Raw genomic sequence first — 19648 nt, forward strand, 5'->3', positions numbered from 1 at the left:
CTGCGGTTGATCGCCATTCGGAGAATTTGGGAGAACTCCTACGTGAACGGGGAATATGCCTGATTTTGTCGTCGGCATATGTCTGGAAAATGGGTCGCGCTCACTGCCGAGCACAGCCTGTCCAGGGGTTTGCCATGCCGAACAAAGCACTGACTATCCTGATTGCCGATGAGCAGCATCTGCAACGTTTATACATCGAGAAAATGCTCAACCAGTTGGGGTATTACCGGATCGTGCCGGTGCAAACGCTCGAAGAGGTACAGATTCTGACCGCCATTCCAGCCGAGCCCTTCGATGTACTGATCATCAACGCGAGGCTGATGGCCTATGCCTGTGGGCCTCAGGCCCAGGTAAGCCATGTACTGGTCTATGACCACCCGCAATCGAACGCACCCACGGGCGTAATGCCAGGGCTGCGGGTACGCCTGCCCGGGATGCCGGACAACCTCAATCTCGAACACTTCATGGACATCATCGACCCACCCGAGGCCAGTCAAGGCCTGCGGGTATTGCCGTGGCTGCGGGAGTTGTCCCGTATGCCGGTGGCCGGGGCCTAGTCCCACATCGGCGCGATGCCCTCGGGGCTAGTCAAGCGATGGCCAAGCTGCAGGGCGGCAATCTGCTGGCGCGTTCTGTAAGAGCGAACTTGCTCGCGAAAAAACGTCAACGATAACGCGTGCTTTCTGAATGGACACGGCACCGGTGAGTTTTTCGCGAGCAAGCTCGCTCCTACAAAAAGTTCTAAATGATTGACATCAGGGCACGCCGCACATTTTGCCCTGCGTCAATCCGCTGTTTTGTGGTGTTCGCGCAAGCGCTCTGCCGCACTGCGTAGCAGCTGCTCGGTAGCGTCCCACCCCAGGCAACCATCGGTCACCGATACGCCGTATTTCATCGACGCACTCAATGGCTGGCAACCCTCGAACAGGTGGCTTTCAAGCATCATGCCGATCAGCGATGTATCGCCCTGCAAGCGCTGCTCCAGTACCTCGTTGAATACTGCCGGTTGACGCAACGGGTCCTTGCCGCTGTTGGCATGGCTGCAATCAACCATGATCCGCGCTGCCACCTTGGACTTGGCCAGGTCATGCTTGATCTGGGTGACGCTTTGCGCGTCGTAGTTCGGCCCACGATGACCGCCGCGCAGCACCAAGTGGGTGTCGGGGTTGCCCGGGGTCTGGATGATCGCCGGATGGCCCTGGCTGTCGACGCCGAAGTGGCGATGGGGGTGTGAGGCAGAGCGCATCGCATCACAGGCAATCGCGACGCCGCCGTCGGTGCCGTTCTTGAAACCCACGGGCATGCCCAGGCCGCTGGCCATCTCGCGGTGGATCTGCGACTCGGTGGTGCGTGCACCAATCGCGACCCAACTGAGCAGGTCATCGAAGTAGCCGGCGGCCATGGGTTGCAGCAGCTCGGTAGCGACCGGCAGGCCCAGGCGCAGCATTTCGCGCATCAGCTCCCGCGAGAGGCTCAGGCCGGCGGCCATGTCATCGCTGCCATCCAGGTGCGGATCGTAAGCCAGGCCTTTCCAACCGATGGTGGTGCGGGGTTTTTCGACGTAGGCACGGATTACCAGCAGCATCTGGTCGCTGACTTCAAGCGCGAGCTTCTTCAGGTTGCGTGCGTATTCCATGGCCGATTCCGGATCGTGGATCGAGCACGGACCGACAATCACCAGTAAGCGTGAGTCTTGGCCATTGAGGATGGCGCGCGCAGCTTGGCGATGGGCGTGAATCTGTTCATTGAGGAACGGGCTGAGGGGCAACTGATGCTTGAGCTCCAGGGAGCTGGGCAGGCGCTGGGTCAAGGCTTCATTGGCGCTGTTCAGGGCAGAGACGGGCAAAGCGGCGACGGAGGAGTTCATATTCAAGGCTTCCTGGGCAAGCGGCGGGCGATTCCCGCACGCTTGGCCTACTGGGGTGTTCGACAATTGGCCGTATCGGCTGTACGTGTTGGCTTGCCACCAAGAGGTGACCGGTCGGAGGCGGCAGGCTGTCCCGAACGGAGCTGGCTAAATCGCCATGCAGTGCAAGTGTCGTAGCGGTAATAAGTGGTGTAGTTCATGGCGCGGTTCCTTTAAGTTCTTGATCAAACAAAATAAAAAGAGGCTGAAAAACAAAACCCCCGGTCGGGGAGCCGACCGGGGGTTTAGATTTCTCTGGTAGGCGACCCCTTGAGTAGTGGGCGCCGATTTCAGGTATCAGGCGCGCCAGTGGCTAAACCAATACCCAAAATAAAAGCCAGCCAGTGCGCTCGAACCGTTCACGCGGGTAGCCGACACCGAGCGCAAGGCGCTGGCAGCAGGGCAAACCTGAGTGTGGGTGAGTTGCAACATGAGTAGCTCTCCAAATGTTGGGGGGAGCTTACTAGAGGCGTATGGGTGGATTCAATCAGTAATTTCTATGGCGTGGGGGGACTTACGGCTATGGGTGTGTGCCGATATGCTGACGACACTTAAACAATGATTGCCAGGACGCGACCATGACTGCCTTGACCCTTGCTGCGGCACAAACCCTTTCCATCCCGGGCGACGTTGCGGCCAATATCCAACGGCACCTGGTCATGATGCAGGCTGCGGCCGAGCACGGTGTGCAATGGTTGGTGTTTCCGGAACTGTCGTTGACGGGCTATGAACCATTCCTGGCGGCGGACCTGGCTATCGCCCCGGAGAGTGACGTATTGGCTCCGTTGCGTGAAATGGCGCGGGAATTGCGTTTGACAGCTGTGGTGGGTATGCCGGTGCGGCTGGCGCCACAAGCGGGTGTACTGATTGGTGCGCTCGTGCTGGGAGCGGACGGTTCAATTGGCGTCTACACCAAGCAGCATCTGCATTCTGGAGAAGAACTGGCATTTACGGCCGGGCAGGGTGGCGAGATCCTTGATTGGGAAAGTGAGCGCATTGCGCTGGCGGTGTGCGCGGACTTTTCCCACGCCAGCCACCCACGCCTGGCGGCGGAATCGGGCGCCACGGTATATGCCGCCGGCGTGCTGGTCAGCGAGGGTGGCTACGCGGCAGACAGCGCACTGCTTCAAGGGTATGCGTCTGAGCATGGCATGCTGGTGCTGATGGCTAATCATGGTGGCCCTTCGGGAGGCTGGACCTGTGCAGGCCGCAGCGCGGTCTGGACCGCAGACGGCAATTTGCTTGCCGCTGCGCCCGGTGTCGGCGATGCGTTGGTGATCGCCCATCGCGAAGGCGGGTTGTGGACTGGCCAAGTGGTAGCCCTCTGAATGACGTTTCACTTGCGCCAGGCGACGGACCAGGACCTGCCCTTTGCCCGAAGCCTCACCTATGAAGCCATGAACCGCTACTACTTGCAGTACGGCTTGTTGTGGTCCAACGCCGGCTTTGACACTGCGTGGGCGGGTCGCGAGAACTGGCTGGTGTGCAACGATGATGGCGTAATGGGGTTTGTCAGCCTGAGTCGCGACGAAAAGGCGCTGTATATCCGCGAGCTGCACATGCTGGAGTGCTGCCGCAAGCAGGGGGCGGGCAGTTGGGTGCTGGAGCAGATGGCGCTCAAGGCACATACCGAGGGCCTGGGCTTGTTACGCTTGACCGTATTCAAGACCAACCCGGCAAGAAGGCTGTATCAGCGCCAGGGGTTGAGTATTGTGGGTGAAGAGGACTGCTTCTGGCGCATGGAGTGTGAATGCCGGGCACCCACCTCGGACTAAAACAGTCACGCCGTACGAATAAGCGCATACTGCCGTCAGTTAACGCCTTGCTGATCTTGGGTTCGAGCTTCGGGCTCATCCACGATAATCCCTTCTTTCATGCCCAACAGGACCGCCACCTTATGGGCTTCTCCACGCCGTCCCTTTTTTCGCCCAGCGAGCACTTGATAGGTGGTTGCCGGGTCCACGCCATGCTCCCGGGCAAACGCTTGAACTGATTTTCCTTGGTGTTCAAGCCAAGCCTTGGCTTGTGCAGCAGTGCGGATACCGGGCATAGTTCAAAACCGTTCAAGTTTGTTTAATGAAGTGATGGTGTGTCACCTCTTGGGGTGTGCCAATTTAGGATCATACATCCAAATGAGTGGAATCGGTTCGCGCTTAAGGCAAGAAAGAGAGCGGCTTGGCCTGTCGCAGAAAGTTTTTGGTGAAATCGGAGGCGTGGAAGCCAACGCACAAGGCAAATATGAAAATGGCGGTCGTGCGCCTAAGGCGGACTATCTGTCTCGTGTCGCCGAAAGGGGCGTGGATATCCTGTACGTGTTGACCGGCAGCCCAACGCCGATCCAATTGGATAACCTCAGCAAGGTCGAAGAAAAAGTACTGGGCAACTATCGCGCGATGCTCAAGGAAGACCAGGATGCAATCCGTCGCTTGACCAGCACATTGGCCGAGCATTCATCCGTATTGAACGGAAAACCCAAGCCCACCGCCCCGGATTCCTGACCTTTCACCCAGGAAATAGCGCTGTTTGCCCCCCGGCGAACAGCCGCAGCGCGTCAAAACTCTATATATATGCCACTTGCACCTAGGTCTGCGCCTTGGTTTTTTGCTAAGGTGTTCAGCAATCTATAAGACCATATCGCGAGGTGTCTGCTTGATTAGGGTGCTAGTAGTCGATGACCATGATCTCGTTCGTACAGGCATTACACGAATGCTGGCTGACATCGACGGCCTGCAAGTAGTCGGCCAGGCCGAGTCCGGGGAGGAATCCCTGATCAAGGCCCGAGAGTTAAAACCCGATGTGGTGTTGATGGACGTCAAGATGCCGGGCATCGGCGGCCTGGGCGCCACGACCAAATTATTGCGCAGCCATCCCGACATCAAGGTCGTTGTGGTGACGGTGTGTGAGGAAGACCCGTTTCCGACTCGCCTCCTGCAGGCCGGTGCAGCCGGTTATCTCACTAAAGGCGCGGGCCTGGCGGAGATGGTGCAAGCCATTCGCCTGGTGTTTGCCGGCCAACGCTATATCAGCCCGCAGATTGCCCAGCAATTGGCCATCAAGTCTTTCCAGCCCACCAGCGATTCGCCGTTCGATGCGCTGTCGGAGCGGGAAATCCAGATTGCCCTGATGATCGTCGGTTGCCAGAAGGTGCAGACGATCTCCGACAAGCTGTGCCTGTCGCCCAAAACCGTCAACACCTACCGCTATCGTATCTTCGAGAAGCTCGCCATCAGCAGTGATGTTGAATTGACCCTGCTCGCGGTGCGCCACGGCATGGTGGACGCCAGCGCCTGACATGACCACGCCGTTTGATCCAAGTGCCTTTCTCTCAACCTGCAGTGGCCGCCCCGGCGTGTACCGCATGTTCGACAGCGAGGCGCGCCTGCTGTACGTGGGCAAAGCCAAGAACCTGAAGAACCGTCTGGCGAGCTACTTCCGCAAGACCGGCCTGGCGCCGAAAACTGCCGCTTTGGTGGCGCGTATCGCCCAGGTCGAAACCACCATTACTGCCAATGAAACCGAGGCGCTGCTGCTTGAGCAGACGCTGATCAAGGAATGGCGGCCGCCCTACAACATCCTGCTGCGCGACGATAAATCCTATCCCTATGTGTTTCTATCGGACGGCGATTTCCCGCGTCTGAGCATTCATCGCGGGGCGAAGAAGCAGAAGGGCAAGTATTTCGGCCCCTATCCCAGCGCGGGCGCGATTCGTGAAAGCCTGAGCCTGCTGCAAAAAACCTTTTTTGTGCGCCAGTGCGAAGACAGCTTCTACAAGAACCGCACGCGGCCGTGCCTGCAATACCAGATCAAGCGCTGCAAGGCGCCCTGCGTAGGCCTGGTGGAACCGGCAGAGTACGCCGAGGATGTGCGCCACTCGGTGATGTTCCTCGAAGGGCGCAGCAATGCGCTCACCGATGAGCTGTCCGTGGCCATGGAGCAAGCCGCCAGCACCCTGGATTTCGAGAAGGCCGCCGAACTGCGCGACCAGATCTCTTTGCTGCGCCGGGTCCAGGACCAGCAAAGCATGGAAGGCGGCACCGGCGACGTCGATGTTATCGCCGCCTTCGTCAACCCGGGGGGGGCCTGTGTGCACCTGATCAGCGTGCGCGCTGGCCGGGTGCTGGGCAGCAAGAACTTTTTCCCGCAGACCGGTATCGACGAAGACGTCGCTGAGGTGATGGCCGCGTTCCTTGGTCAGTATTACGTCAGCAGCCCCGAGCGCGACCTGCCGTCGGAGCTGATCGTCAACGTGGTGCACGAAGATTTCCCCACCTTGATCGAGGCCATCCACGAGCTTCGCGGCCGTGAGCTGGACATCAGCCACCGCGTACGCGGCACCCGCGCGCGCTGGCAGCAACTGGCTGTGACCAACGCCGAACAGGCCCTGGGCGCACGCCTGGCCAATCGACAGCATGTTGCCGCACGCTTCGAAGCCTTGGCCGAGGTCCTCAACCTGGACGAGCCGCCTCAACGCCTGGAGTGCTACGACATCAGCCACTCCAGCGGTGAAGCCACGGTGGCCTCTTGCGTGGTATTCGGGCCGGAAGGGCCGATCAAGTCCGACTACCGGCGCTACAACATCGAAGGCGTTACCGCCGGGGACGACTATGCGGCCATGCACCAGGCGCTCACGCGGCGTTTCAGCAAATTAAAGGACGGGGAGGGCAAGCTGCCCGATATCCTGTTGGTAGACGGCGGCAAGGGCCAACTGTCCATGGCCCGTGACGTGCTCAACGAACTGGCTGTGCCCGACCTGATCCTGCTTGGCGTGGCCAAGGGCACCACGCGCAAGGCCGGTTTCGAGACGTTGTACTTGAATGATGCCGCCCATGAGTTCACTTTGAAGGGCGACTCACCCGCGTTACACCTGATTCAACAGATCCGCGACGAAGCCCACCGTTTCGCCATCACCGGCCACCGGGCTCGGCGTGGCAAAACCCGGCGAACCTCAACCCTGGAAGGGGTCGCAGGGGTTGGCCCGACACGGCGTCGCGACTTGCTTAAACATTTTGGTGGCTTGCAGGAGCTCTCCCGTGCCAGCATTGACGAAATAGCCAAAGCACCCGGTATCAGTAAAAAGCTCGCTGAGCTGATTTATGCAAACCTGCACAGCGAATAGAATGCCTTCTCACCTCGTAGCCAGTTGTGCCGATGAATATCCCTAATCTGATTACCGTTCTACGTGTCCTGCTTATCCCGATTTTCATTCTGCTGTTCTATTTGCCGTATGAATGGAGCTATGTAGCCTCAAGCTCCGTGTTCGCCTTCGCAGCCGCCACCGACTGGCTCGACGGCTACCTGGCGCGCCGCCTGGAACAGAGCACGCCCTTTGGCGCGTTCCTTGACCCGGTGGCCGACAAGCTCATGGTGGCCGTCGCCCTGGTGCTGCTGGTGCAGGAACACGGCAACCTGTGGCTGACCCTGCCGGCTGCGGTGATCATCGGCCGCGAGATCGTCGTCTCGGCCCTGCGCGAATGGATGGCCGAAATCGGCGCCCGCGCCCACGTCGCCGTTTCGAACATGGGCAAATGGAAAACCGCCGCGCAGATGCTCGCGCTGGTTATCCTGCTGGGCAATCCATCGGACTTCTCGTTCTGGGTCCTTACGGGCTACGCCTTGCTGCTGATCGCCGCCGGCTTGACCCTGTGGTCCATGCTCCAATACCTGCGCGCCGCCTGGCCGCATCTGCGCACCACCGTGGAAAAGAAATAAAACTTTTTTGAATCAAGGGCTTGACGGGTGCTGAGGATTCTATAGAATGCGCATCACCAAGCGGGAATAGCTCAGTTGGTAGAGCACGACCTTGCCAAGGTCGGGGTCGCGAGTTCGAGTCTCGTTTCCCGCTCCAAGCATTAAAGAAAAAAGCCACTCTAACGAGTGGCTTTTTTTTGCCTGCGATTTGGGGAATAGACGCTTTGGCGTCCGGATGTCGGGCTTACTTCGTGCAGGTCAGCCGCGAGTACGTCGGCGGCTCAAGCAGGATGCCCGGGGTCATGAATGTCGAGCAGTTGAATACGCGGCCCTTTGCTGTCGTGGCTTTAAATGTCAGTTCAGCACCACCCAGGAAGTCTTCCTTGCCTTTGGTCACTGGGCCCATGGTCAGCTCATCCGTTGAGGCGAGGCCGATCGCTTCGGCGGTGACTTTGTGCATTTGCAGAACATTGGGGGTGGTGGAACAGCCTGTTAGCAGGCTGGCCAGTACCAGCAGTAAGAGGGTGGTTGAGGTTTTGGTCACGGTTGGCTCCTTGCGAGTGGCGGCGGCAGCGAGCAGGGCATTCTGCTACATGCCGCCTGTTCGAATCTTCGAAGGGACAGGGATTTGCCCTACGGCTGCGGAGTCTAGGAACACGTAATTGCTCCCACAATCACTTGGACAAAATCGAGACGGAACCCACGGCAGATATTTCTGGATCTGTAGGAGATCAGCTACAGCAGGGTCTAGCGGCCCGTTGTTGCTTATCGGCCACGCGGGTGCACGCTGACTGATCAAGCTATGGACGCGGCCCCTGTTCGATTGAAATCAGCGCATTGTCGTGTTCAACCGACGGGGCTTTGCGGCATGGAAATTGGGCTAGGTGAGCGTCGTGTTTATACTCAGCGAGCCCACATTGTGAGCGGGGCAAAAAGACAGGGAGTTACACAAGGAGCAAGGAATGGCCTTTGGGCAAGGGAAAGAAGTGTGTACGGAGCAACAATCAATGACCCTCTGGGCTGTCAGCGCGGAATGCTCCGGGGCGCGTCTGCGGGTATTGTTGAGTGAGTGCAAGATCTCGCCAATGGATTTCGCACTGTTTTTGAAGATCAGCCCTCAGCGGCTGAACAACTGGTTTGCGCGGGGCATCCCACACTCGCAGCTTGATAGGATCGCACGACTGTTGAGCGTCAACGCCCACTGGCTGAAAACAGGGGGCTGAGGAGTGGCTCCTGGCGACAAGAGCTGGAGCGCACAGCAGAGAGGCCCAGGCGGGCGGGGGCTCAAAGTCTGCTATGTGATTGGCTTACGGCGTGACGGCTCGCAACGGCAATCAACTTCTGGACGGGAGGGTGTTGGCGACAGGCTCCCGGCAACTATCCAAGCCCGCGGGTACTTCATCGTCCGCCGTTCCATGACGGCGTCACTTTTTATGGGTGAGGGCATTCGGACCCGCTGGTTTCCCTGACCGCAAACATCAGGCATCGCACCGCTTCACGATCCTGTTCCGACAAGCAACGGTAGTAGCGCACCAGTTGCTCTTCCTCTCGGGTGAGCTGGTGGGGGTGCAGGGATGTACCGGGGGCGATATGTGGTGTGGGGGAGTGTGGAGTAATTGGCATGATCCTGGTTCTTCATGAGGTGAATGGAGACGTGGGCTTCTTGCCCAGAACAACTGAATACATAGCGTTTATTTTGGAAAAGGGCTCGTTATTTTTTGTGACTGTTGGGTATTTCAGATGGGGCCGTCGGAAGTGCTTGGCAAAGGTGTAGGAGCGATCTTTCAATGGAGGTGGAAAACACGCGATCGGGGGGACGCTACCGCAGATCGGGTCCTGTGCAGTGCCTGAGAGGTCCGGGTGCTGGCTTGCGATCAGGTAGTCGCGGGCGTCATACCGATAGTGAATGTGCTCGCCATGGGCGTTGATATTTTCGCTCAGCCGCCCAAAGCGGTCTTAGCGATAACGTTTGTCTTGATACACATGCACCCGGTTGTGCTTGATCAGGCCGCTGACACAGTAGCCATCGAACAGGTTGCCGGCTGCGTTGTAGTTGAGGCTTTCGATAGACGGGCCTCGGTGCACGCTCTGGATCTGCTCGACGGGGTTGTAGCCATATTGGGCGCTGCCTTGATAGGACTTGCCGGTTGTTGCCTGATTGTGAAATCGTCCGATCAGGCTGTCGTCATTGGCCGCCGTGGTCGGGCGGTTAGCGCCTGGGTAAGTATTTCTGCTATCAGATTGTCGCTGGCGTCGTACTGGTAGTCTTTCTGCAACAGCGGCAGCACCTCGCGGGCGACCTGCTGGTAGTGCAAAGCTTTCTGGCTGAGGCGGCCATAGGCGTCGTAGCCAAACTCAACGCTGTGGCCGAGGGCATCAACACGCTGGATTAGTCTTCCACTGCGGTCATAACGCAGGCGGGTGATGTGCTGGGCTGGGTCGGTATAGGCAGTCAACTGGCCGGCGGCGTCAATGTCATAGCGGTCGATTCGGCCGTCCGGGCGTTCGCTTTCGATCAGATAACCACGAGCGTCGTAACGGTAATGAGTGTGCTCGCCGCGCGCATTGATGCTTTCACTGAGGCGTCCGTCGGTGTCGTAGTGGTACAGCGTTTGCGCATTGGAACAATCGAGGTAACTGAGCAACTGGCCGTGCACGTTCCAGCTCAGGTACTTGGTCTTGTCCAGCGCGTCGGTGATGCGTACCACCCGACCTTCGGGGTCGTATTGGTAGTGGGTCTTGCTGCCCAGCGGATCCGCTTCCCAGAGCAGGTTGCCCTGAGCGTCGTAGCGGGAGCAGTACGTACGCCCCGCAGTGTCGGTGACTTCCACAGGCAAGGCCCAGTGCCGCAGGTAGCGGACGTGTTCGCTACGCCCCAATGGATCGCGCGTCTCGATCAGGCGGCCAATGTCATCATAGCTGTAGTGCCATTCGCCGCCCTGTGGATCGACACTCTTCATCAATTGCCCGGCGATGATTTCCTCTTGCCAGCAGTTGCCGAGGGGGTCGATGTGTTTGTAGATCTCGTAGAACGGGCCCCAATAGTAATGGGTCCTTACGACCGAGTCTGCCAGCACCCTCCAGTTGGTTCTCGCAAGTCTGCAAAAATGTTTTATGTCTGGAGAGCCCCTTTTAATATATCCGCCATGTTGAGTAGATGAACAGGTGTTTTGCTTCTACTCTACGAACTTAAGTCCGTTTAAGTTGTTGCTTAAGCAAAGATCTCTGAATCGTTGTGATACGATAATTCGCGTGAAATCTTCCTGGGCTCGGAAGACATCTGTGTCATGCGTGGTCATTTGGTCCAGTGAAATGCTCGTATATTTTCTAGGGCCGTCGGGTAAGTAGGGGATTAATGGTTCGAAGGATGACTTTTTTTCGTTGAAGCAGTTGCGCTTGTTTGTGACTACAAAAATATTATATCCGGTATGGATCTCCTTGTTTATTGCAATAGACGTTGCCATAAGCTGAAGTCCTGTTATTTGTTCAGAGCGAATCAGGTCACTAAATTTTGGAGAGATGAAATTAGGCCCATCGCTGAAGAAGAAATCATGCTCAAGTATTTTTGATGAGGTTTTTTTTGAATTCTTCTCAAATGTGGTTTCTATTTCAGTATCAATTTTTTTTGATTGGCTGAACTCAATAGCGTCAACCCCTTCGGGGTGTTTGAATTTAAACCAGTGGCTTTCTGGGTAGTTGTTAGATATTTCAAGTAGATAAAGTTTAGTCACAAGGATTGCCCCTTATTGAACGTGCGTTTAAATATGTTCTTCCTGTGCGTAAGCCTTTTCTTTCTTCCGAGATTATAGTGTTTATTGCTCTGGCGTAGTCTGCTTTTTTCCAGCCATTATTTTTCCCGTACTGATCGATAGCGTCCAGTTGTCGTTTTATGTTCGCTGTGTAGCCAGGGTGTGGGCCATTGTGGATTGTGCGTGTTTTATGATATTTACCGTCGGTTGGAAGGTATATGATATTGGATCTCTGATGAATGTTCATGCCAGATGCCTTCAGTGCATCGTGATCGGCAAGTTGGCGTGGAATTATATGGTGTTTTTGGTAGCCATCTTTTGATTCCATTGTGTTATAAGTTTTCCAGCCGAGCGGGTCGATCCAGGTAAGTGGATTTGGACTGTATTGGTAAAGATTAAGTCCGCCTGATAACCCAATCGGATCCGGCTGGGTAAACCGACCCACATCCGGATCAAAAAACCTAAAGGTGTTGTAGTGCAGCCCGGTTTCGCGGTCAAGGTACTGGCCCTGAAAACGTAGGTTCTGCTCACGCCCTGGCTGCTGATTATGCCACTCGTCCCGGCTCTTGCCCCAGGCTTGGAACTCGCTGTGCCACACCGTGGTGCCGGCGGTGTCGGTGAGCTGTTCCGGCAGCCCGGCCAAGTTGGTGTGGAAGTAGAAGATCGCCTCGCTACCGGGCTTGCCATCGACGCGTGCCAGCGGTTCATAGCTGTCCGGATCGGCATACACGTACAGGCTGGGCCGGCCGTCCTGCACCTCTTCCAGCAGGCGCAAGCCTTGCCAGTGGAACAGCGTGCGGTGGCTCGGTTCGCTGGCGTCGTCGTTGTACACCTGCTTGCTGATGCGCCGCCCCAGCGGGTCGTAGCCGAATACCACCCGTTGGCGCAGGGCGCCGTTCTGTTGATGTACCTCTATTAGTCGGTGTTCAGCGTCGTACTCGAAACGCTGGATGCGGTTGCTGCCACTGCGCTTTTCGCTCAGCCGCCCAAAGCGGTCATAGCGATAACGCTTGTCCTGATACACATGCACGCGGTTGTGCTTGATCAGGCCGTTGACCCGGTAGCCATCGAACAGGTTGCCGGCCGCGTCATAGTTGAGGCTCTCGATAAACGGGCCCCGGTGCACGCTCTGGATCTGCTCGACCGGGTTGTAGCCGTAGCGGGCGCTGCCTTGATAGGACTTGCCGGTAGATGCTTGGTTGTGAAAACGCCCGATCAGGCTGTCGTCATTGGCCGCCGTGGTCGGGCGGTTAGCGCCTGGGCGCTGCGTCTGGGTAAGTATTTCTGCTATCAGGTTGTCGCTGGCGTCGTACTGGTAGTCCTTCTGCAACAGCGGCAGCACCTCGCGGGCCACCTGCTGGTAGTGCAACGCTTTCTGGCTGAGGCGGCCATTACGGTCGTAGCGGGTGCGCGTGTGCAGGGCGCCCTGGGTGCGCAGCACTTCCTCGTGCAGCGCGTCGCGCTCGAAATCGCTGATCACCCGCCCGCCCAGGTTGATTTGATGCAGGTGGCCGCTGCCGTAATACAGATGGTTGAGTTGGCGCTGATCGGGCAGGGTCAGGGTTTCAAGGTTGCCCAACTCGTCATACTGGTATTGCAGGAGGCCGGCGCTGTTGGTCTCGCTAAGCAGTTGACCGAGGGCATCGTAGGTGTAGTCGAGCCGCTGCTCTTCACCTTGTTTGTTTATAAAGGCAATCGACAGCAGGTTGTCGGCGTTATCGTAGGCATACTCGGTGACGCCGTCGTCGGTGCGTTTGCGGACCAACCGTCCGAGGGCATCACGTTCGAAATAATGCTCTAGCGGCGTGTGCGGCTCGGTCGCGTCTTTGCCGTCCAGTTCCGGTTCGGCCAGCGGCGCGGGGATATGGCGGATGCCGGTGACCTCGCCCAACGGGTCGTACTGGTAGATATGCCCGCTGCCGTCCAGATCCTGCTGGGCCAGCAGGCGATCCAGCGCATCCCACTCGAAGCGGTAGCGTTCGCGGTTTTCATTGCTCAGGTGCAGCAGGCGGCCATAGGCGTCGTAGTCAAACTTGACACTGTGGCCGAGGGCGTCAACCCGCTGGATCAGCTGACCACTGCAGTCATAACGCAGGCGGGTAATGCGCTGGGCCGGGTCGGTATAAGCCGTAAGCTGGCCGGCAGCGTCGATATCGTAGCGGTCGATTCGGCCGTCCGGGCGTTCGCTTTCGATCAGATAACCACGGGCGTCATACCGATAGTGGGTGTGCTCGCCACGGGCGTTGATGCTTTCGCACAGGCGCCCGTCGGTATCATAGTGGTACAGCGTTTGCGCATTGGAACAATCGCGGTAACTGAGTAACTGGCCGTGCGCGTTCCAGCTCAGGTACTTGGTCTTGTCCAGCGCATCGGTGACGCGTACCACCCGGCCTTCGGGGTCGTATTGGTAGTGGGTCTTGCGGCCCAGCGGATCTTCTTCCCAGAGCTGGTTGCCCTGGGCATCGTAGCGGGAACGGTACGTGCGCCCCGTAGCATCGGTGACTTCGACAGGCAAGGCCCAGTGCCGCAGGTAGCGGATGTGTTCGCTACGTCCCAATGGATCGCGCATCTCGATCAGGCGGCCAATGTCATCATAGCTGTAGTGCCATTCGCCGCCCTGTGGATCGACACTCTTCATCAATTGCCCGGCGATGATTTCCTCTTGCCAGCAGTTGCCGAGGGGGTCGATGTGTTTGTAGATCTCGTAGAAAGGCCCCCAATAGTAATGGTCCTGGCGACCAAGGTTGTCGGTGACGTGGGTTTCACCCCGTTCCAGGTCGTATTCGAATCGATATTCTTCGCCGTCGCTGCCCCAGTGGCGGGTGACGCGCCATTCGTGGTCGGGTTGTGGCTCCAATAGCGGCGGAAGCTGGTACGACGTGCCGTCTGCACGCTTGGGTGTGGGGCGGTTCTCGGGGATGGCAAAGCGTGCCCATTCGTACTCGCGGACGGCGCCACTGGCGATCTGGTGGCTGTTCAGGTAGCCCTCGGCGGTGTAGGTGAAGCGGCGGACCACGTGGTCGGTGGCGTCCAACACTTCATGCAACTGACCACTGCGTGTGTAGCGATAGCTGGCCAGCGTCTTGTTGCGCTCGATGCTGGGGTTTTCGCCGGCCTTCAGGAATACACGAGACGCCTTGCTGACACGCTTTGGATGGTGTTGATCATAGTGAAGCTGCACAACGGTTTGGCTGTACTTGTCGACGAGGAAGTGCAGGCGGCCCTGTTCGTCGTACAGCATGTCGAGGACGTTGAGATTACGGTCGCCTAAGCGGATCAGTCGCGAGCGTTGCGGGTCATGCGGGTCAGTCTGGAAAACCTGATAGCGCCCTGCGTAGATGTCCTCGACAACGGTCTGACCATCCTCCAGCTGGAAGAAGGCCAAGCCATCGATGGCACTGACGAACGCATTGCCGGCCATGAGTTGGCCCAGCTCCAGGCGGTTGCCTGTCTCGTCGACATAGATCCATAGCTCGCCGCCGTGGGGATGCGGGACACGGACGATTTCCACCTCATAGGGAACGCTCCAGCCCCGACCGAAAATACCCTTGGTTCGGGAGTCGTTGCTGTCGTAGCTTCGGGCCCACTCGATGCCCAGCAACCCAGGTAGGCTGAAGTCGACGTCTTCTTCACCGCCGAGGATTTTGCCACCGGTGGAAACCTGCACGGGATTGCCTTTGAGCCCAGGGATTGTGAACTTAATTTTCGTTTCTGAACACCGACGACGACGAGCCCCCATTCGTCTGGATATAAGCAGTGCCGCTACAATCCCCACGATCTGCGCAGTCTTGCTTTTGCCATTGTGAATGTTCCGAACGGTCACCGTTCCGCCGCCAATACGCACATTGGGAGAGACGTTGGCGTTTACATCAATGGTGGCATCGCAGGTGGCCTTATCTCCCGAGCGTGCCGCCGGCCGACTATTGATCTGCACCTTGTCTGAGCCCTGTGCTATGTAGGTCTCAGGCATGGGGGGTGACGGGTGCAGGTGATCTTGTCTTCTTCCTTGGGGGTGAACCCCGGCGCTGCGGGGGTTGTTACTGGAGGGTTGAAAATTTGATGAACCGTGTCAAAGAAGTCTTTGACCAACTTGAAGGGAGGAAATGCAAATCCCAGAGCCGTTTGGGCTATCGCACTTACGTTCTCCAGAACTGAGGGCTCCTCGCCTTTTTCCTCTTCTTCAGACCCATTCGGGGAACTGATCGCCGCAGCGCGAGCGGCGGGTTTGCCATTGATAAAGATATTTTTGGAGCCGCTTTGATTTCGCCATAGACTTCCGGTGCGTCTATGGCGTTGCCAATTGAATCGCAGAAGTCGGAGATGGCGTCACCGATACTTCGATCCTCGCCTATGGGAATCGAACTCATGGCGCCTACCGCAACGCCTGCAGCTATCCCGATGACAACGCCGAGCGCGCCGCCCGTGAACACGGTAGTCGTAGCGTTCGTAGTCCTTGTGCTGATTGTTCAGGTCTTGGTCGCCGGTGGCGGTGTGCTGCTGGTTGTAGCGCGGGTGGGTGAAGGTGTAGTCGCGTTGCACCTGGCGTGCGGTGCGCACTTGTTCGGTGTAGTGGAAGCGGGTCAATGCCGGTTCCATGGAGTCACCGCCACCCATGGCCTGGTAGATCACCGGGCAATCGGTGTGGGTGCCTATGGTGCCGAGGCCGCCGACGCAGTCGGTGAGGACGAGAGTGTGGCCGTCGGCGCGGTGTTCGAAAGTGTAGAGCAGGCCTTCTTCGGCGGCGAGGCGGGCGATGAAGTCGAGGTCGGTTTCGCCGGCCTGTGCGCAGTATTCGCGGGGTTGGTGCTCGAAGCAGATATCGCTGCGGATATCGGTCAGTTTCTGCTCGGCCAGCATGCTGGTGATGATGTCGGGCACGGTCTGGGCCTGGAAGATGCGCCAGTTGGAACGTAGGTTGAAACGCGCCAGGGTCGGCTCGACTACGGCGGTGTAGCGGGTGCGGCGAAAGCCGGTGTCGCCTTGTTGGAACAGGCTGACCAACCCGTGGACGTAACGCACCGGGGTGTCGTCGCGCCAGATGGTGAACGGCGTACGCGCATCATTGATTGCGCGATTTACCACAGCTCATTGGTAACGATGCGAGCAAGTGATGTGCTCAATTGAGCGAGTAATTAGGTGCGTAAGTCGTTTCGATAACCTTCTCTGAGTACACGTATTGACTCAATGCAGTTGTCAAAATTGTCAAAATTAATCCAGACGAGTAGCCCAGGAATGAACCAGCGGGCTACGCCCCACATCATGAAGTCATCCCAATGATCAGCTTTTTTACCAATTTTATACTCAAGAACTGCTGGCGAGTCATCGAAATGCAGCGCGAACGGAAGCTCTCCCCTCCAAGGGGTTGAATCACCCATACGATCTCGGCACATGTTGATTCCGACAAAAGTGGGGCTGCCATCTGCCAATCTGAGTTTTGTATCAAAGTAAAGAGCAAACCCGTACTCGCGTTTTCGGTCAACTATTTCCTGTTCCGCATCAATTTCCAGCTGTTTGGGTTCAAAGTCATCAAATACTCTATGGAATAAAGGATTGGTCGCTGATTTGCCAAATAATGAAAATACTTCTTCCGAAGTAGGATATGAGCGGAGTGGGAGCGAGGGAGGAGATATGGGCATTGGTATGCCTAAACTTACATCGAATAGTCCGGGCTTATCTGGTCTATTGATATCGCCAGGTTGATATGTAAGGCGTACTCGATAGTTTTCCAACCACCAAGCATCACGTTTATAGGCATGCAGAGAACTTTCAAAGCCAAGTGATGCCATTTTTTTGCGTGCTTCAGTACGAGAGTCTTCCCACAGAAGATTGAAGGGAATATTGCCCTCATACCTGGAAAGTAATCCGGATATACCAGCTGAAAGTGCTAAATTTGTAAAAATTAGTATGCGGCTTTTACCGTGTGATGTAATTGGGAGGTTTTCCCAATAGTTTCGCTCGCTAAATGAAAAAAGCATACCCTTGCTTTTTATGCGGACAATTGCTTCGTACGGGCTTTTTGCTAGGCGCTGTAGTTCGGGCCGTGACTTTATGCCGAAACTATCGAACATTGCCTCTATCGCCGGGTCGGATGAGGGCTTTCCGAAGTTGCAAGTTATTTCTTCTGTATGCATAAGTGCTTCCAGTGTCGGCGACCTTTAAGTGCGTTTATGGATGAGGATGTGTATTTTTTTGTGATGTGGGTTTTGTCTTTATTCCAATTGGAGGGGGCGTGGTAATGATAATACTATGCAGCGAATAATCTGCTTGCGGGTGCTAAAGTCTACAAATATATTAAATTCATTTGAGTGCCATATGTCAATATTTTCTGAAAAACCGCCAACTTTTGGCGAGCCAAAGCCGCGAGTGTTCATAATGGTGCGAACATGTTCTCTAGTCATAGAAAACTGGATGTCATAAGGCGTCGGGCCTTTGTAAGTGTTTTTACTTTCTTCCTCAGACCATAGTGTTACATCTGTAAGTATCCATGGTCCTTCATCATCGTGTAGATCGCCATGCAGCAGAGAGCTGACGTCCTCAAGCTCCAGTTGGATCCCCTTATCCATGTCAGCCCAAAGTCGTTGGCCTGGGAGGTCGATTGGAAATTTTTTGAGACTTTTTTCACTGATGTTAAGCTGCTCCATTAACCTTTTGAGCTGAGAGGATTCTGTATTTTGCCCGATTGAAGTTGAAAGTAGTTCAAAGCTTGGGTAGTTCATGGCTCCTCCTAGAGTATTCCATTCCAAGGGTTGTTGGTTCGCTTTCCAGAGAGTGTGTCTGTGAGAAGCTTTTCTAGAAACTTATCATATTGTTTATTGGTTATTTTTCCAATGTCGCCCGTCGCTTTTTGAAGTGCAGCCAAGCAGCGGTGATTTTTGTCACTCCTTCGCATATTTTCTCTATGGCTTGCGCCCTCTTTGTGAGCAATTCCCTGTAGGTCTCTTGAGGCACTTCTGTTATTAGGGTTGCTGTTTGTAACGCCGCTTCTATGGATCTCTTTGGGAATGCTCACTGCTTGGCCATGCCGTTCAATCTTACCTGCTAAGGATTCGATTTGATTCGGGCTAAGCTTCACACCTTTTGCTAGGGCAATATCCTTGGCTCTCTGAATCAGAGCTGCTTGTGGAGGTATATGATCTCGTTCCATCTTGACGCTGGCTGCATCAAAGTCACTGAGTTTGCCATATGTGCTTCTTTGTCCGCATTTGAGTGGAGTTTTGGGTGTGCTTTTGCCTCCTGGGGTATCAGTGTTTTTGCGTGGGGCATCAGTGGCGGCCGTAGCAGGCTTCTTGCCACTTGTCTCCCCTGCTTTGGATGTAACGGTAGCTGCTTCCTCTGCTTTTTCACTCTTCTTCGCAGTGTCTGCAATATTGGTAGCTCTTCTTGCTAGCTTACCAGCCGTCCCGGCGTAGCCGACAAACGGGATCGCCGAGAGCAGCGAGAGACCTGCGCCCACGTAGTCCCCGCGAAAAAGGCTAATGATACCGCTGGCAATATCGGCCACTTCCCCGACCACGGGGATCAGGCCCACCACATCCAAGCCCAGCTGGATGCCATCCAGGATCTGCTCGCCGGTGATACCTTCCTCTTCGGTCTCGGCCTCTATCGGCGGGTTGGCCTGTGATGCCGGAACTGCCAAAGGCGCCGTCTCACCCACAACCCGCCCAATGGTATTACCGCTCTTGAACGAACTGAACGGCGGCATCGTCGCCAGTTCGGCGCGCAAGTAGCCTTTGCGCATTTCCTCGTATTCATCCTCCTGCATCTCCCGGCTTTCGTGCAGTTCATTACCTTGTGCATCCCGCCCAAACACGTCGACTTGCACGCCGCCGTTCTCGCCGAGCTGTAGCATCATTTCGTCCGGGCCGGCGATGCTGTTGGGAGGACGTCGGACGGGTACACTGACCGCATGCACCTGCATCGGGGCTAGATTGATCGGTTCGGCCATGCGTTACGCCCCATTCATCCAGAACTTGTCGCCATGGCGCACCACCAACTTGCCTTCGGCGCGGACGCTGCTGCTCTTCTCCAGCGGGTAGCACTTGCCGCCCACGGTGTTGCTCTTGATGCCCTTGGCGGCGCCAGCCGCATCCCCCTTGGTGGTCGGCACCAGGCTCTTGTCGAACACCACCACTGGCCTGCCGTTGGCACGTACCGATTTGGCGACGCCAGTGGCGGATTTCAGTTCGGCTGTGACCGGGTAGGGCACTGGCGGGATGGCGCTGCCCATCGGCGTCTTGCACACATCCGGGACGATGCTGACGACTTTCCATTTGCCCTGCTTACGGGCGATGACGTTATCGGCCAT

General features: G+C 56.6%; 20 protein-coding genes, 1 tRNA gene and 1 pseudogene. 9 read left to right on the forward strand and 13 right to left on the reverse strand.

Going from position 1 to position 19648, the window contains the following annotated elements:
- Positions 1-134 precede the first annotated feature (134 nt).
- A complete protein-coding gene (locus KVH01_RS16505; RefSeq protein WP_217882112.1) occupies positions 135-557 on the forward strand; it encodes an ANTAR domain-containing protein in 423 nt (140 codons plus the stop codon).
- A 227-nt stretch (positions 558-784) separates the two neighbouring features.
- On the opposite strand, the gene KVH01_RS16510 is transcribed toward KVH01_RS16505, so the two are convergent.
- A complete protein-coding gene (locus tag KVH01_RS16510) occupies positions 785-1867 on the reverse strand; it encodes a 3-deoxy-7-phosphoheptulonate synthase (RefSeq protein ID WP_217882113.1) in 1083 nt (360 codons plus the stop codon).
- A gap of 617 nt (positions 1868-2484) precedes the next feature.
- Between KVH01_RS16510 and KVH01_RS16515 the strand changes: the two genes are divergently transcribed.
- Both KVH01_RS16515 and KVH01_RS16520 read left to right on the forward strand, forming a co-directional pair.
- Entirely contained in the window at positions 2485-3234 is a 750-nt protein-coding gene (locus tag KVH01_RS16515; RefSeq protein ID WP_217882114.1) for a carbon-nitrogen hydrolase family protein, read from the forward strand.
- The gene (locus KVH01_RS16520; RefSeq protein WP_043050232.1) at positions 3235-3681 is read left to right on the forward strand and encodes a GNAT family N-acetyltransferase; all 447 of its coding nucleotides are present in this window, start codon (positions 3235-3237) and stop codon (positions 3679-3681) included.
- A gap of 35 nt (positions 3682-3716) precedes the next feature.
- Here KVH01_RS16520 and KVH01_RS16525 read toward each other — a convergent pair whose 3' ends face one another.
- Positions 3717-3956 (reverse strand): DNA-binding protein, encoded by a 240-nt coding sequence (locus KVH01_RS16525; protein ID WP_046072005.1) that lies wholly within the window; start codon positions 3954-3956, stop codon positions 3717-3719.
- An 82-nt stretch (positions 3957-4038) separates the two neighbouring features.
- On the opposite strand from KVH01_RS16525, the gene KVH01_RS16530 reads away from it, so the two are divergent.
- The 5 genes from KVH01_RS16530 to KVH01_RS16550 all read left to right on the forward strand — a co-directional run bounded on the left by KVH01_RS16530 (position 4039) and on the right by KVH01_RS16550 (position 7751).
- Positions 4039-4404 carry a helix-turn-helix domain-containing protein gene (locus KVH01_RS16530; RefSeq protein ID WP_217882115.1) on the forward strand — a complete coding sequence of 122 codons (366 nt, stop codon included), beginning with the start codon at positions 4039-4041 and terminating at the stop codon, positions 4402-4404.
- 151 nt (positions 4405-4555) lie between these two features.
- Positions 4556-5197, forward strand: a complete 642-nt coding sequence (gene gacA / locus KVH01_RS16535; protein ID WP_003190387.1) for a response regulator transcription factor GacA — start codon at positions 4556-4558, stop codon at positions 5195-5197.
- Position 5198: 1 nt separating this feature from the next.
- Positions 5199-7022, forward strand: a complete 1824-nt coding sequence (gene uvrC / locus KVH01_RS16540) for an excinuclease ABC subunit UvrC (RefSeq protein ID WP_043050236.1) — start codon at positions 5199-5201, stop codon at positions 7020-7022.
- A gap of 32 nt (positions 7023-7054) precedes the next feature.
- Complete coding sequence (gene pgsA, locus KVH01_RS16545; protein ID WP_043050237.1) at positions 7055-7615, forward strand: CDP-diacylglycerol--glycerol-3-phosphate 3-phosphatidyltransferase; 561 nt, start codon at positions 7055-7057, stop codon at positions 7613-7615.
- Between the two features lie 60 nt (positions 7616-7675).
- Positions 7676-7751: transfer RNA gene (locus KVH01_RS16550), tRNA-Gly, on the forward strand.
- Positions 7752-7838: 87 nt separating this feature from the next.
- Here KVH01_RS16550 and KVH01_RS16555 read toward each other — a convergent pair.
- Positions 7839-8138: a hypothetical protein gene (locus tag KVH01_RS16555; RefSeq protein WP_043050238.1), complete on the reverse strand. Its 300-nt coding sequence runs from the start codon at positions 8136-8138 to the stop codon at positions 7839-7841.
- Positions 8139-8556: 418 nt separating this feature from the next.
- Here KVH01_RS16555 and KVH01_RS16560 point away from each other — a divergent pair, with 418 nt between their 5' ends.
- The gene (locus KVH01_RS16560; RefSeq protein ID WP_217882116.1) at positions 8557-8817 is read left to right on the forward strand and encodes a helix-turn-helix domain-containing protein; all 261 of its coding nucleotides are present in this window, start codon (positions 8557-8559) and stop codon (positions 8815-8817) included.
- Positions 8818-9550: 733 nt separating this feature from the next.
- Here KVH01_RS16560 and KVH01_RS30320 read toward each other — a convergent pair.
- From KVH01_RS30320 to KVH01_RS16605, 10 genes and pseudogenes are all read right to left on the reverse strand, one after another.
- Positions 9551-9679, reverse strand: a complete 129-nt coding sequence (locus tag KVH01_RS30320) for a hypothetical protein (protein WP_264083641.1) — start codon at positions 9677-9679, stop codon at positions 9551-9553.
- Between the two features lie 89 nt (positions 9680-9768).
- Positions 9769-10671, reverse strand: a complete 903-nt coding sequence (locus KVH01_RS16565; protein WP_318836576.1) for a hypothetical protein — start codon at positions 10669-10671, stop codon at positions 9769-9771.
- Positions 10672-10770: 99 nt separating this feature from the next.
- Positions 10771-11325, reverse strand: a complete 555-nt coding sequence (locus KVH01_RS16570; RefSeq protein ID WP_217882117.1) for an imm11 family protein — start codon at positions 11323-11325, stop codon at positions 10771-10773.
- Positions 11318-15010 carry an RHS repeat-associated core domain-containing protein gene (locus KVH01_RS16580; protein WP_318836577.1) on the reverse strand — a complete coding sequence of 1231 codons (3693 nt, stop codon included), beginning with the start codon at positions 15008-15010 and terminating at the stop codon, positions 11318-11320. Before KVH01_RS16580 ends, KVH01_RS16570 begins: the two co-directional genes overlap by 8 nt.
- Positions 15011-15262: 252 nt before the next feature.
- Positions 15263-15313, reverse strand: a pseudogene (locus tag KVH01_RS30450) (hypothetical protein); the annotation flags it as partial.
- A 356-nt stretch (positions 15314-15669) separates the two neighbouring features.
- A complete protein-coding gene (vgrG, locus tag KVH01_RS16585; protein WP_318836578.1) occupies positions 15670-16362 on the reverse strand; it encodes a type VI secretion system tip protein VgrG in 693 nt (230 codons plus the stop codon).
- 113 nt (positions 16363-16475) lie between these two features.
- On the reverse strand, positions 16476-17474 hold the full coding sequence (locus KVH01_RS16590; protein ID WP_217882118.1) for a hypothetical protein: 999 nt from the start codon (positions 17472-17474) through the stop codon (positions 16476-16478).
- A 78-nt stretch (positions 17475-17552) separates the two neighbouring features.
- Entirely contained in the window at positions 17553-18059 is a 507-nt protein-coding gene (locus KVH01_RS16595; RefSeq protein ID WP_217882119.1) for a hypothetical protein, read from the reverse strand.
- Between the two features lie 8 nt (positions 18060-18067).
- A complete protein-coding gene (locus KVH01_RS16600) occupies positions 18068-19288 on the reverse strand; it encodes a hypothetical protein (protein ID WP_217882120.1) in 1221 nt (406 codons plus the stop codon).
- Between the two features lie 3 nt (positions 19289-19291).
- A complete protein-coding gene (locus KVH01_RS16605; protein WP_217882121.1) occupies positions 19292-19648 on the reverse strand; it encodes a DUF4150 domain-containing protein in 357 nt (118 codons plus the stop codon).

The sequence above is a fragment of the Pseudomonas khavaziana genome, assembly GCF_019145205.1.
Taxonomy (GTDB): Bacteria; Pseudomonadota; Gammaproteobacteria; order Pseudomonadales; family Pseudomonadaceae; genus Aquipseudomonas; species Aquipseudomonas khavaziana.